The organism is Streptomyces sp. SID14515 (assembly GCF_010548505.1).
GTDB classification, from domain to species: Bacteria; Actinomycetota; Actinomycetes; order Streptomycetales; family Streptomycetaceae; genus Streptomyces; species Streptomyces caviscabies.
Genome location: NZ_JAAGMH010000149.1, coordinates 59,267 through 72,870 on the forward strand (window position 1 = coordinate 59,267; position 13,604 = coordinate 72,870).

Sequence of the window (13,604 nt, forward strand, 5' to 3'; positions counted from 1 at the left end):
GAAGCTTGATGAAGAAGATGATGGCCGGCGCGGCAGTGGCTGTGTCCCTGCTCGGTCTGTCCGCAGCCGCGGCTCCCACGGCCATGGCGATCGGCAACGACGGTGGCACCACCACGGTCAACGGCAACGGCGCCGAGCAGGAATTCGGCAACGCCGAGACCAAGGGTGACTGGAGCCCGCAGAACCAGCTCGTGCAGGGCACGCTGAACAAGCTCTGCATCGGCCTGCCGGCCAAGGCCAATGTCGGTTCGCTCGTCGGCCTCGTGCCGGTCGCGGTCCAGGACATCAACGTCCTGTCCAACCCGCAGAACCAGCAGTGCGCCGACAACTCCACCCAGGCCAAGGGTGACGAGCCGCTGTCGCACGTCCTGGACGACATCCCGGTCCTCTCGGGCAACGGCGTCGGCAACAACTGACGTACCGAGCGCGGGCGGTCCGGAGATCACACTCCGGGCCGCCCGTCCTCGTTTTCGCGGCCACCGCGACACGGCGGCACGGGCGAGGCCCACCACTCCACGGGGGGTGGTGGGCCTCGTCGTCCGTGCGGGGCGGCCGGTGGCGTCGCTCAGCCCAGGGAGCGGACCGGGAGCAGGCAGTGGGCGGCGGTGCGGACGACCTCCTCGTCGGCGGCGAAGGCCCGCAGCTGGTCCTCGCCGACCGGCTGCCCGGGAACGGCCTCCGGCCAGGGGGCGGTGGCGAACATCCCGTACACCTGGCCCTGCGCCTGGGCGGCGGCCAGCCACTCCGCGGGGGCCGGGTACTGCGCCGTGAGGTGAGGCAGTGTCAGGACGGCCCGTCCCGCCTGGACGAGGAGCTTCGCCTGGATGCCCGGGGTCTCGGCCGCGTCCTGGATCGAGCCGCCGACATGGAGGCCCGCGCGCTCCAGCGCGGCGCGCATGGCCTCGCGGCCGACCACCGGGCCGTCCTGCCCGTCGCCCAGCGAGTAGGCGAGGAGGAAGGCGGTGTCCTGGTCGGCGTCGGGCTGCCGGCCGCTCCAGCCGATCAGGATCTGGGTGCCCAACTGGGCTTGTGTGAACGTGACGGTGGAGGACTGGGGTGTGGTCATGCTCGGCACCTTAACGGCCACGGACCAGGCTCAATGCATGCTTATCACCCGATCGAGGGAGATTGCGGTTATCTCTCGCGAATGTGCCTGCTCGAACATCCCTCGACCGTGGGCCGGGATAAATCGGTTGACGGTGCTCCCGGGGGCCGGGCTACGGTGATTCCCGTTCCGCCGGAAGCCGGAGGAACCGGAGAATCGCCAGGAACCAGAGGAATCAGGAGGTGAGGACATTGATGACTGTCGTTGCGATGGGCACTGCCCACAACCGGAAGAGCATCGTCCTCATCCCCGTGGCCACCGGCTGAACCACTTCTCCCGTATGTCCCGCGCCGAGCGCGCGTGCCGGGGCCACCCTGTGAAGGGTTTCCCTTGTCTTTCTCTTTTTCCTCCGCTCCTTCCTCCTCGCACCCGCTGACTCCGTACGGCTGGGACGAGGACTGGGCGGCCGCCTTCTCCCCGTACGCCGAGCAGGGGCTCGTGCCGGGCCGGGTCGTGCGGGTGGACCGCGGTCAGTGCGACGTGATCACCGCCGACGGTGCTGTACGCGCCGACACCGCGTTCGTGGTGCCCCGTGACCCGATGCGGATCGTCTGCACCGGCGACTGGGTGGCGCTCGACACGGGCGGCGACCCGCGCTTCGTCCGTACGCTGCTGCCGCGTCGGACCGCCTTCGTCCGCTCGACCTCGTCGCAGCGGTCCGAGGGGCAGGTGCTCGCCACCAACATCGACCACATCGCCATCTGCGTCTCGCTCGCCGTCGAGCTGGACCTCGGCCGCCTGGAGCGCTTCCTCGCGCTGGCCCTGTCCAGCTCCAGCGGCGCCGCCCTGCTCGGTGACGGCGGGGACGCGGGCCACAGCCCCGAACCGATCGTGCTGCTCACCAAGGCGGACCTGGTGCCCGACCCGGTCACCCTGTCCCACCTCGTCCAGGACGTCGAGGCCATCGCCCCCGGTGTCCAGGTGCTGCCCGTCAGCTCCACCACGGGCGAGGGGCTCGACGTCCTCGGGGCCGTCGTCTCCGGCGGCACGAGCGTGCTGCTCGGCACCTCCGGAGCGGGCAAGTCCACCCTGGCCAACACCCTGCTCGGCATGGACGTGATGGAGGTGCGGGCCGCCCGTGACGTCGACGGCAAGGGCCGGCACACCACCACGACCCGCAATCTGCTGCTCCTGCCGCACGGGGGCGTCCTCATCGACACCCCCGGCCTGCGCGGGGTCGGCCTCTTCGACGCCGCGACCGGGGTCGGCGAGGTGTTCTCCGAGATCGAGGAGCTGGCCGGGCGCTGCCGGTTCCACGACTGCGCCCACGAGGCGGAACCGGGGTGCGCCGTCCTCGGGGCACTGGAGTCCGGGGCCCTGCCCGAGCGGCGGCTGGAGAGCTACCGCAAGCTGATCCGCGAGAACCAGCGGATCGCCGCCAAGACCGATGCCCGGATGCGCGCCGAGATCCTGCGGGACTGGAAGCGCAAGGGCGCGGAGGGGCGCGCGGCCATGCAGGCCAAGCGCGGCCGGGTGCGGTAGCCCGGGGGTGCACGGGTTCGACGTCCGAATTCCGCGAGTGCGGCGGCTCCGGCTGCCGCACACTGGACGGTGTGATGGACGAACGGACCAGGTACGAGGCGGTGAGCAGCCGCGACGCACGGTTCGACGGCGCGTTCTTCTTCGCCGTCGTGACCACCGGCATCTACTGCCGGCCGAGCTGCCCCGCCGTCACCCCCAAACGCGTCAACGTGCGCTTCTACCCGACCGCGGCGGCGGCCCAGGCGGGCGGCTTCCGGGCCTGCCGCCGCTGTCGGCCGGACGCCGTGCCCGGCTCCGCCGAGTGGAACGTCCGCGCGGACGTCGTCGGCCGGGCCATGCGGCTGATCGGCGACGGCGTCGTGGACCGCGAAGGCGTTCCCGGACTCGCCGGGCGGCTCGGCTACAGCGCCCGGCAGGTCCAGCGCCAGCTCAACGCCGAGCTGGGCGCCGGGCCCGTCGCGCTGGCCCGGGCCCAGCGCTCCCACACCGCCCGGGTGCTCCTCCAGACCACCGGGCTTCCGGTCACCGAGATCGCCTTCGCCGCCGGGTTCGCCAGTGTCCGGCAGTTCAACGACACCATCCGGCAGATCTACGCCCGCACCCCCAGCGCCCTGCGCGCAGAGGCCGGTACGGGGCTCGGCGGCGGGCGCCGCGAGGGGCTGCGGGCCGGGATTCCGCTGCGGCTCGCCCATCGGGGCCCGTACGCCACCGGCGCCCTGTTCGACCTGCTGGCCGCCGAGGCGGTCGCGCGCGTGGAGGAAGTGGCGGGTCCGCCCGGCCGCCGCACCTACCGGCGCACCCTGCGGCTGCCGTACGGCACCGGGCTCGTCGCGGTCGACGAGGCGTCGCCCGGCGGCCCCTGGCTGGAGGCCCGGGTCCAGCTCACCGACCTGCGCGATCTGACCACCGCCGTCCAGCGGGTCCGCCGCCTGTTCGACCTGGACGCCGATCCGTACGCCGTGGACGAGGCCCTTGCCGCCGACCCCCGGCTCGCCCCGCTGGTCGCCGCCCGCCCCGGGCTGCGCTCGCCGGGCGCGGCCGACCCGGAGGAGGCCGCGCTGCGGACCCTGGTGGGGCGCGCGGACGCCGCGGAACTGGTCGAGCGGTACGGGAAGGCGCTGGACGTGCCGTGCGGCGGGCCCACCCATGTGTTCCCTGAGCCGGACGTGCTCGCCGGTTCCGCCGAGGATCCGGCGCTCGCGGCCCTGGCCGCCGCGCTCGCCGACGGTCGGCTGCGGCTGGACGCCGGGGCCGACCGGGACGAGGCGGAACGGACGCTGCTGACGCTGCCCGGCATCGGCCGGCGCACCGCTGCCCTGATCCGGCTGCGGGCGCTCGGCGACCCCGACGTGGACCCGTACGGAACGCCGGGCGCGGAGCGGTGGCGGCCCTGGCGCTCGTACGCCGTCCGACACCTGGAAGCGGCGGGTGCGGCGGAGACGGTGGCCCCGGCCTGATCCCGCCTGGCCCCGGCCTGCCATCGCCTGATCCTGCTCGACCCGGCCGTCGAAGGGGCTCCGGTCAGGCCCAGAGCACCGCGCCCAGCCACGCGCCCGCCACCAGCAGGCAGCAGAACAGCTCGACCAGCACCGCGTAGCCCGTCGCCCGCATCACCGAGCGCACCGACGCCCAGCCCGCGCCGCGACTGCCCAGCCGCAGCCGCTCCGCCCCGAAGATGGCCCCCACGTACCCGAGGATCCCGCCCACCACGGGCACCACGAAGAAGCCCACGATCCCCGCCACCCCGCCGATCATCAACGTCCGGCGCGGCGCCCCCGACTCACCCGGGTGGCGCGGCGGCAGCAGCGGTTTGAGGGCCTGGTTCAGCAGCATCAGGGCCGTCGCGCCGATCAGGACGCCCCAGGCGGCCGGAGTCATGTCCGTCAGCGCCCACCACAGCACCGCCGCCCAGACGATCGCCTGACCCGGCACGCCCGGCACCAGCACCCCGACCAGACCCAGCAGCATGACCAGGCCCACGGCGACGAGCTGCCACACACTCATCTGACCAGCCTGCCGGAGAGTGCCCCGCTCCGCCCGTCAGCGCACCCCGGCCACCCGCGGCCACCTGCGCCGATGCCGCCCGGGGCGGTATGCCTCAGGCCGGCCCGGTACGGGCCACCCAGCCACGCTCGTACGCGTGCCAGCCCAGCTGCAGCCGGGTCGAGACCCCGGTCAGCTCCATCAGGCCCTTGACCCGGCGCTGCACGGTCCGCAGCCCCAGATCCAGCTGCTTGGCCACACTGGCGTCCGTCAGCCCCGCCAGCAGCAGCGACAGGATCTCCAGGTCCGTCGGATCCGGCCCGACCCCGTCCTCGCGCACCCCGCCGCCGCCCTCGCCCAGCCGCAGCGGCATCGCCTCCCGCCACACCGCCTCGAAGAGGCCCATCAGCGACTCCAGCAGTCCGCTGGCGTGCACGACCAGGGCGGCGGGCTCCTCGCCGCGACCGGTCAGCGGAACCATCGCGAGGCTCCCGTCGGCCACCACCAGCTTCGTCGGCACCCGGTCCACCACCCGGCACTGCTCGTCCCGGCTCAGCGCCGCCGACAGCTCCAGGATCCCGAAGGGCGTCGACAGCACCTCCCGCTCGACCACCACCCGGTAGCTCACCCCGCGCGAGGTGGCCCGCTCCTCGGACTCGTTCTCCATCCCGGTCACCGCGATCGGCTTGCCCGTCACCAGGGCGCACACCTCGGACACCGCCCCGAGCTGCAACTGGTGGAAGCGCTGCGCGACGGCGCTCGCCCCCGTCACCACCTCCACCAGATCGTGCACCGCCGGTTCGCTCGCCTCGGCCCGGTACTCCTCGGCGAGCAGCGCGGACGCCAGCTCCGCCTGCTCCAGCTCGTGCCGCTGCTGGATCAGCAGCGCGCCCAGCGCCACACCGGGCGGCGCCGCCACCCAGCGGCCGGGACGGGCCGAGGACTGGGCGGCCAGGCCCTGCTGCTCCAGCCGTCGCAGCACGCGTTCGGCCTCCGCCTCCGAAAGCGACAGCCGGTGCGCGAGATCGGTGAGCTCCGCGGCTCCCGCCGCGACGAGCGCGCGGTACGCGCTCTCCTGCCTCTCGTCGAGACCTATGGCCCCCAGCATTCTCCCGACCTCCCCGGGTGTGGTGATCGCGCATCACGGCGCCCCTGCGGCGGGTCCTGGGTGGCGGGAAAGGGCCACGGCGTAAACCCGCCGCCCACATCATCCCCTGTACCCCTGGCCCCTCTGCCACTGTGGCGCCACCGCAGCACCAACAACCTCCGGGATGCGGCCTCTTGGGCTGCTTCGTTCCGGATTGACCTGGGGAGAGCGATGCGCCCGATATCGCGTACGGCACTCGGAGTGGCGACCGCCGCCGTGCTCGCCGTCACCGTGATCGCGCCGTCGGTGGCCGCGCCACCGGACGAGCGGGACGCGAACAGACCGATCACCGGAAGCGCGGCCGCCGCCGGCACGGACCCGAAGCCCGTCACCCTGACGCTCGTCACCGGCGACACGGTGCTGGTGACCACGGACGCCTCGGGCGCGGCCACCGCCACCGCCCTGCCCCGCGAGGACGGCGCCGTCCCGCTCGTCCAGACCCGGCAGTCCGGCCCGGACCTGTACGTCTACCCCGAGTCCGCCGTCCCCGCGCTCGCCGCGGGCACCGTGGACGAGGAGCTGTTCAACGTCACCGGGCTGATCCGCCAGGGCTACGACGACAGCCGCACCGACTCCGTCCCGCTGATCGCCACCTACACCGGCGACACCGCCCGCCGCGCCCCGCTCACCCCGCGCGGGGCCGAGCGCGGAGCGGCCCTCGACGTCATCGGCGGACTCGCGCTGAAGGCCGACAAGAAGAAGGCCGCCGACTTCTGGGCCGACCTCACCGCACCCCGTTCCCGGTCGGGCTCCGGACTCAAGAAGCTCTGGCTCGACCGCAAGGTTCAGGCCAGTCTCGACAAGTCGACGAAACAGGTCGGCGCGGATCTCGCCTGGGCCGCCGGCTACGACGGCACCGGCACCAAGGTCGCCGTCCTGGACACCGGGGCGGACGCCGAACACCCCGATCTCCAGGGCCGGATCACCGCATCCGAGAACTTCACCGACTCCGCCGACACCGAGGACCGCCAGGGCCACGGCACCCATGTCGCGTCCACCGTCGGCGGCTCCGGCGCGGCGAGCGACGGCAAGAACAAGGGCGTGGCGCCCGGCGCCGATCTGCTGGTCGGCAAGGTCCTCAACGACGGCGGATCCGGTGCCGCGTCCTGGATCATCGCGGGCATGCAGTGGGCCGTCGACCACGAGGCCGACGTCGTCTCCATGAGCCTCGGCAGCGCCGAACCGACCGACTGCACCGACCCGATGAGCCTGGCCGCCACCGAACTCGGCAAGAACAAGGACACGTTGTTCGTGGTCGCCGCCGGAAACCTCGGCCCGTCCCTGAACACCGTCTCCTCGCCCGGTTGCGCCCCCGGCGTGCTGACCGTGGGCGCGGTCGACCGCGACGACTCCACCGCGAACTTCTCCAGCCGCGGCCCGGCGATCGTCTCGCACACCCTCAAGCCCGAGATCGCCGCGCCCGGCGTCGCGATCTCCGCCGCCGCCGCGGGCGGCCGGGGCTCGCAGGCGTACCGCTCCATGTCCGGTACGTCGATGGCGACCCCGCATGTCGCGGGCGCGGCGGCCGTGGTGAAGCAGCGTCACCCCGAGTGGACCGCCCAGCAGGTCAAGGCGGCCCTCGTCTCCTCGGCGCACAGTGCCGTTCCCGGTGACGTACGCGAGACCGGAGGCGGCCGTCTCGACGTCGACCGCGCGATCCGTACGCCCGTGCTCGGCGCACCGGCCGTGCAGGGCGGCACCTTCAACTGGCCGCAGGACAAGAGCGACCGCACCACCGCCGCCGTGCCGTACACCAACACGAGCGGCAAGCCCGTGAAGCTCTCGCTGAAGGTCGCGGGCGTCACCGGCAACGACGGCTCGACCGTCGGATCCAAGATCGCCTCGCTCGGCCGGAAGTCCGTCACCGTGCCCGCCGGAGCGACCGTCGAGGTGCCGCTCGACCTCGACCCGGACGCCCGGCTGACCGCCGCCCAGTACGGCGACGTCACCGGCCGCGTGCTCGCCACGGCCTCCGGGGGAGTGCGGGTCTCCACCCCGTTCTCGCTGTACGTGCAGCCGGAGACGGTCACCCTGCGTGTCAAGCTCGTCGACCGCAACGGCAAGCCCGCCGACGGCGTCTCCTCCCTCGACCTCATCGGCACCGACACCGCCTCCGGCGAACGCCGCTTCAACGAAGGCGCCACCGACCAGACCTACCAGGTCCGGCCCGGCGCGTACTTCGTCTCCAGCTTCATCGCCTCGCCCGACACGACCGACCCGACGGGTCAACTCGTCGGCTCCGTGGGCTATCTGGCACGCCCTCAGCTGAACGTCACCAAGGACACTACCCTCGTCCTCGACGCCCGCAAGGCCCACCGCCTGAAGGTGCGGACCGAGGACAAGGTCGCCGAGACCCGCGGCGCGACCCTCGCGTTCGGGCGCTCCTGGGACGACACCTGGCTGCACTCCGGGACCGTCTCCGGCACCGGCATCGTCAAGGACTACCTGGTCGACGTCCAGGGCAAGGCCCGTGACGGGGACTTCGAGTTCGCCTCCTTCTGGCGCGCCTACGCCCCGCAGATCCAGAAGTTCGCCCTGGCCGGCGGAGCGGCCCTGCACCCCCGGCCCGCCACCACGGGCTCGGTCAACCTGGACGGCACCGGCCGCGCCGAGGTCGTCGACGCCGGTGCGGGCAGCGCCGCCGAGCTGGAGGCCGCCGGAGCGAAGGGCCGGATCGCCCTGGTGAAGGTCGGCGACGACTCCTCGGCCGTCCTCACCCAGGCGCGGGCCGCACAGGCCGCCGGGGCCACGGCGCTCCTGGTGCACCGGCCCTCGGTCGGCGACTGGCAGCCGTCCCTCGGCTACGGGGCCGCGCCCCTGCCGGTCCTCGGACTGCGCGCCGACGAGGCCGCCGTGCTGAAAAAGGCACTCGGCAAGGGCAAGGCGGAGGTCTCCTGGACGGCCACGGCCGTCAGCCCGTTCGTCTACAACCTGTCGTTCCCGGAGAACGGACAGATCACCTCGGACCGCACCTACAAGGTCCGTGACAAGAAGCTCGGTTCGGTCGTCTCCACCCACGCGGCCATGGGGGTGGCCGCCGACTACGTCGACACGCTCCTGGTCTCCCGCCCCTACGGCGCGACCTTCGGCGCGTCCTCGCTCGCCCTGGTCTCCGCCCCCGGCAAGCGCACCGAGTACTACACGGCGGGCGACACCGTCTGGCAGAAGATGCTCTCCTCCAGCTTCCCCTGGGGCGAGCTGATGACGGGCGACGCCCGTACGTACCGGGCAGGTCGGGCCACGGCGGAGGAGTGGTACCGGGGCCTGCTGGTCCCCGGCGCCCCGCGCGACGCCGAGGGCGAGGAACTGCTCGCCGGTGAGCGCCAGGACAACGTGATCGGCGTCGCCCCGGCGTTCACGACCGACTCCGAACACATCGGCCAGCAGGGCTCGTTCGGCGACATCGGCAATGTGCAGCTCAAGCGCGAGGGTGAACTCGTCGGCAGCAGCGGTTATCCGTTCGGCGTCTTCGACGTGCCCGCCGAGGCCGCCGCGTACGAACTCACCATGATGACCACGAAGATCGGCTCGCCCGCCGCGGTCTGGAAGCGGTCCACGCAGACGGAGACCACCTGGAAGTTCCGTTCCGAGCTGAAGCCGGACGTGGTGTCGCAGGGCCTCCCGCTGCTCTTCCCGCGCTACGACGTGCCGGAGGACGGGATGAAGACGGTGCCCGCGAAGAACGGCCAGAAGATCGGGCTCGACGCGACCGGGCACGCCGGATACACCCCCGGCGAACTCACCGGCGCGAAGGTCTCCTTCAGCTACGACGGCGGCGAGACCTGGCACGCGGCCACCACCGCGCGGCAGGGCGGCCGCTGGACCGCGACCGTCGACCACGCGGACGCGAGCGGGAAGTCCGTCGCCCTGCGGACGGAACTGACCGACGCGAACGGCAACTCCGTCGTCCAGACCGTCGACGACGCGTACGCCGTGCGGTGAAGCGGCGCGGCCGATGAGCCGTTGAACCTGTGATCGGTTGTTCGTACGAACGACTGAGGCGCTGAAACGCTGATCCGCCGATCACTCCGACCGGTCCGCCGGGCGACCCTTCCCGTGGGGGGTGGGGCCGCCCGGCGGACCTCTTTTACGGGCCACTTTTTCCTGATGCCCCGTTTTCGGAGCACCTTCGCGGTGGACAATAAGGGCATGAGTCAGCAGGGGGAGAAGCCCGCCGCCCACGAGGACGACTGGTGGCGCAAGCTGTACGACGAGACCGCGCCGGACACCGGTCCCAGCAGCGCGGCCGACAGCCTCGACGACCGCTTCGACTCCGTGTCGGACACGGTGAGCAGGCCGGTGGACGACCACCGGGACACGGACACCGTGCGCGAGACCGTCCGGGACCCGTACGCGGAGGCGTACGAGGACCCGTTCGCGGACCGCTACGAGGAACCGGACGCGGAACGCTACGAGGGCCCGCACGCGCCGGACGCGTACCGGCTGCCGGAGCCGGGCCGGTCCGTGGTGGCACAGCGGGGGCCGGGCCCGGGCTCGGATCCGGGTCCGGGTCTGGGTCCGGACGAGGGCTTGGGCCCGGCCCCGGCCCAAGCCCCGGCCCCGGGAGCGGACCCGGACCCGAGGCCGGTGGCGGACGCTGTCCCGCCTCCGTCTCTGCCTCCGCCCCCGCCTACGCCTCCGCCCCCGGCCCCGGCAGCGGCTCCTGGCCTGGCCCCGGAGGCGGTCCCGGCGGCGGCTCAGGACCCGGACCAGACAGTGGCTCAGGACCCCATGCCGGACCCGCGGTTGGCCTGGGACCCGGATGCGAGGCGTGACCCGCGGCCGGAGCCCGCACCGGCTGCTTCCGCTGTACGGGCTCCGATTCCGGAGCCCGGGCCGAGACCGACGCCCCCACCCGTATCGCCGCCTCCGCCCCCGCCCGTCCCACCGGCCGCGCCCCGCACCACAGCCTTTCCCGCCCCCTGGGAGGCGCCCGCCGGGCAGCCGGGGCCCCGGACGTTCGCCGTGCCGCGGGTGGCGGAACCGCCCGAGCCCGGCCTCGCGCCCGACCCCAGCGCCCTGCACCGGCTGCCGCCGGACCTCGCCGACGGCGTCGCGGGCGACGGCCGGCCGGCCGTCGGGCATCTCGGGGACCGGCCGCCCACCTATGACGCCGAGCCCGCCGCCCTGCCCTCCGCCACCTCGGAGAATCTGGACGGCCTCGTCCCAGACACCGTCCTGGACGGCGCGCGGTACGGGACGTACACCCTGCGGGCCGTCTCCGTACGCGGCGACTCCGCCCGCTTCCGGGGCGAGCCCCGGCGCGACGGGCTGCTCACCGCCCGCTTCGGGGCCGCCGAGAGCGCCCTCGTCCTCGTCGCCGTGGCCGGAGGCAGGCGGGACGCCGAAGCGGCGCACCTCGCCGCGGCCGACGCCTGCCGGTGGATCGGCGGGGCCGTCGCCCGCAGCCATGTCCGGCTCTCCGAGGACATAAGAGCGGGCCGCCGGGGCGATCTGAAGTCCGGGCTGCACCGGCTCACCGACCGTACGTACGGCAAGCTGCGCGCCCGCGCCGCCGAACTCGGCGTCGAACCGGACGCGTACACCGCGAGCCTCCGCTGCCTCCTGCTCTCCGCCGACCCCGACTGCCGCACCCGGGTCTTCTTCGGCGTCGGCAGCGGCGGCCTCTTCCGGCTCCGCGACGGACTCTGGCAGGACCTGGAACCCTTCATCCCGGAGCGCGGCGGCCCGCAGCCGGGCGACGAGCAGGAAGAAGGGCCGGACGGGGACCGGCTGACCATGGATCTCCAGATCACCGCACCACCGTCCCCGAACGTCGAGGGGCCCGTGCAGCCGCCCGCCGAGCCCTTCCGCTTCCGGGCCTCCGTGGCGCGCCCCGGCGACACGCTGATGCTGTGCAGCAACGGACTCGCCGAGCCGATGCGCGGCGAGGCCGCGCTCCCCGGTGAGCTCGCCGAGCGCTGGGGGAGCGCCGGACCGCCCGGACTGCCCGCCTTCCTCGCCGACACCCAGCTCCGGATCAAGGGGTACGCCGACGACCGCACCTGCGCCGCCGTCTGGGAGGCGTAACCGCGCACGCCGTGGGTTGATGGATTCCGGAGTCCGGCGCAACGGTGTTTCGGGCTCCGGAGTCCGGACAGCCGAAGTGCACGGAGCACGGGGCAAGGAAGGGTGCGCACCCATGGCCAAGCAGAACGTGGCGGAGCAGTTCGTCGACATCCTCGCCAGGGCGGGCGTCAAACGCCTGTACGGCGTCGTCGGCGACAGCCTGAACCCCGTCGTGGACGCCATCCGGCGTAACTCGGCCATCGACTGGATCCACGTCCGGCACGAGGAGACCGCCGCCTTCGCGGCCGGAGCCGAAGCGCAGGTCACCGGCTCGCTCGCGGCCTGCGCCGGCTCCTGCGGGCCGGGCAATCTGCACCTGATCAACGGTCTGTACGACGCACACCGCTCCATGGCCCCGGTGCTGGCCCTCGCCTCGCACATCCCCTCCAGCGAGATCGGCCTCGGCTACTTCCAGGAGACCCATCCGGAGCTGCTGTTCCAGGAGTGCAGCCACTACAACGAGATGATCTCCAACCCGGAGCAGATGCCGAGGCTGCTCCAGACGGCGATCCAGCACGCCATCGGGCGGGGCGGCGTCAGCGTCGTCACCATGCCGGGCGACGTCGCCTCCAAGCAGGCCCCCGAGAAGTCCATCGAGCACGCCCTCGTCACCACACGGCCGACGGTGCGGCCCGGCGACGACGAGATCGACAAGCTCTGCCGCATGGTGGACGAGGCCAAACGGGTGACGCTGTTCTGCGGCAGCGGCACGGCCGGGGCGCACGCCGAGGTCATGGAGTTCGCCGAGAAGATCAAGTCTCCGGTCGGGCACGCGCTGCGCGGCAAGGAGTGGATCCAGTACGACAATCCGTACGACGTCGGGATGAGCGGGCTGCTCGGCTACGGCGCCGCGTACGAGGCGACCCACGAGTGCGACCTCCTCATCCTGCTCGGAACCGACTTCCCCTACAACGCCTTCCTCCCGGACGATGTGAAGATCGTCCAGGTCGATGTGCGGCCCGAACACCTCGGCCGCCGATCCAAGCTCGACCTCGCGGTCTGGGGCGATGTGCGCGAGACCCTGCGCTGTCTCACCCCTCGGGTGAAGCCCAAGTCCGACCGCAAGTTCCTCGACCGGATGCTGAAGAAGCACGCCAACGCCCTGGAGGGCGTGGTCAAGGCCTACACGCGCAAGGTTGAGAAGCACGTCCCGATCCACCCCGAGTACGTGGCCTCCGTGCTGGACGAGATGGCCGACGAGGACGCCGTGTTCACCGTCGACACCGGCATGAACAACGTGTGGGCCGCCCGCTATCTGACCCCCAACGGCAAGCGCCGGGTGATCGGTTCGTTCAGCCACGGCTCGATGGCCAACGCCCTCCCGCAGGCGATCGGCGCCCAATTCACCGACCTGGGCCGGCAGGTCGTCGCGATGTCCGGGGACGGCGGATTCTCCATGCTGATGGGCGACTTCCTGACGCTGGTCCAGTACGACCTGCCGGTGAAGGTCGTCCTGTTCAACAACTCCTCGCTCGGCATGGTCGAGTTGGAGATGCTGGTGGCGGGCCTGCCGTCGTACGGGACGACCAACGCGAACACCGACTACGCCGCCATCGCCCGCGCGGCCGGCGCCTACGGCGTACGGGTGGAGAAGCCCAAGCAGTTGCAGGGCGCGCTCAAGGACGCGTTCAAGCACAAGGGCCCCGCGCTCGTCGACGTCGTCACCGATCCGAACGCGCTCTCCATCCCGCCGAAGATCAGCGCCGACATGGTCACCGGCTTCGCGCTCTCCGCCAGCAAGATCGTGCTGGACGGCGGAGTGGGCCGGATGCTCCAGATGGCCCGCTCCAACATCCGTAACGTGCCGCGTCCTTGAGG

Annotated in this window: 9 protein-coding genes; 6 read left to right on the forward strand and 3 right to left on the reverse strand. The window is 72.7% G+C overall.

Annotated elements, in window-relative coordinates; translation table 11 throughout:
- Positions 1-8 precede the first annotated feature (8 nt).
- Positions 9-416 carry a rodlin gene (locus tag G3I54_RS38550; protein WP_030083890.1) on the forward strand — a complete coding sequence of 136 codons (408 nt, stop codon included), beginning with the start codon at positions 9-11 and terminating at the stop codon, positions 414-416.
- Positions 417-565: 149 nt separating this feature from the next.
- On the opposite strand, the gene G3I54_RS38555 is transcribed toward G3I54_RS38550, so the two are convergent.
- Entirely contained in the window at positions 566-1,066 is a 501-nt protein-coding gene (locus G3I54_RS38555; RefSeq protein WP_164622051.1) for a DUF5949 family protein, read from the reverse strand.
- Between the two features lie 369 nt (positions 1,067-1,435).
- Between G3I54_RS38555 and rsgA the strand changes: the two genes are divergently transcribed.
- Positions 1,436-2,587: a ribosome small subunit-dependent GTPase A gene (gene rsgA / locus G3I54_RS38560; RefSeq protein WP_164622053.1), complete on the forward strand. Its 1,152-nt coding sequence runs from the start codon at positions 1,436-1,438 to the stop codon at positions 2,585-2,587.
- Between the two features lie 74 nt (positions 2,588-2,661).
- Positions 2,662-4,044 carry a DNA-3-methyladenine glycosylase 2 family protein gene (locus G3I54_RS38565; protein ID WP_164622055.1) on the forward strand — a complete coding sequence of 461 codons (1,383 nt, stop codon included), beginning with the start codon at positions 2,662-2,664 and terminating at the stop codon, positions 4,042-4,044.
- Positions 4,045-4,108: 64 nt separating this feature from the next.
- Here G3I54_RS38565 and G3I54_RS38570 read toward each other — a convergent pair whose 3' ends face one another.
- Both G3I54_RS38570 and G3I54_RS38575 read right to left on the reverse strand, forming a co-directional pair.
- Positions 4,109-4,591: a DUF456 domain-containing protein gene (locus G3I54_RS38570; RefSeq protein WP_164622058.1), complete on the reverse strand. Its 483-nt coding sequence runs from the start codon at positions 4,589-4,591 to the stop codon at positions 4,109-4,111.
- Positions 4,592-4,685: 94 nt separating this feature from the next.
- Positions 4,686-5,678 (reverse strand): LuxR family transcriptional regulator, encoded by a 993-nt coding sequence (locus tag G3I54_RS38575; protein ID WP_164622060.1) that lies wholly within the window; start codon positions 5,676-5,678, stop codon positions 4,686-4,688.
- Between the two features lie 210 nt (positions 5,679-5,888).
- Here G3I54_RS38575 and G3I54_RS38580 point away from each other — a divergent pair, with 210 nt between their 5' ends.
- The 3 genes from G3I54_RS38580 to G3I54_RS38590 all read left to right on the forward strand — a co-directional run bounded on the left by G3I54_RS38580 (position 5,889) and on the right by G3I54_RS38590 (position 13,602).
- Complete coding sequence (locus G3I54_RS38580) at positions 5,889-9,659, forward strand: S8 family serine peptidase (RefSeq protein ID WP_164622062.1); 3,771 nt, start codon at positions 5,889-5,891, stop codon at positions 9,657-9,659.
- A 207-nt stretch (positions 9,660-9,866) separates the two neighbouring features.
- Positions 9,867-11,747 carry a protein phosphatase 2C domain-containing protein gene (locus G3I54_RS38585; protein ID WP_164622064.1) on the forward strand — a complete coding sequence of 627 codons (1,881 nt, stop codon included), beginning with the start codon at positions 9,867-9,869 and terminating at the stop codon, positions 11,745-11,747.
- Between the two features lie 112 nt (positions 11,748-11,859).
- Positions 11,860-13,602: a pyruvate dehydrogenase gene (locus G3I54_RS38590; protein WP_164622066.1), complete on the forward strand. Its 1,743-nt coding sequence runs from the start codon at positions 11,860-11,862 to the stop codon at positions 13,600-13,602.
- Positions 13,603-13,604: the final 2 nt, after the last annotated feature.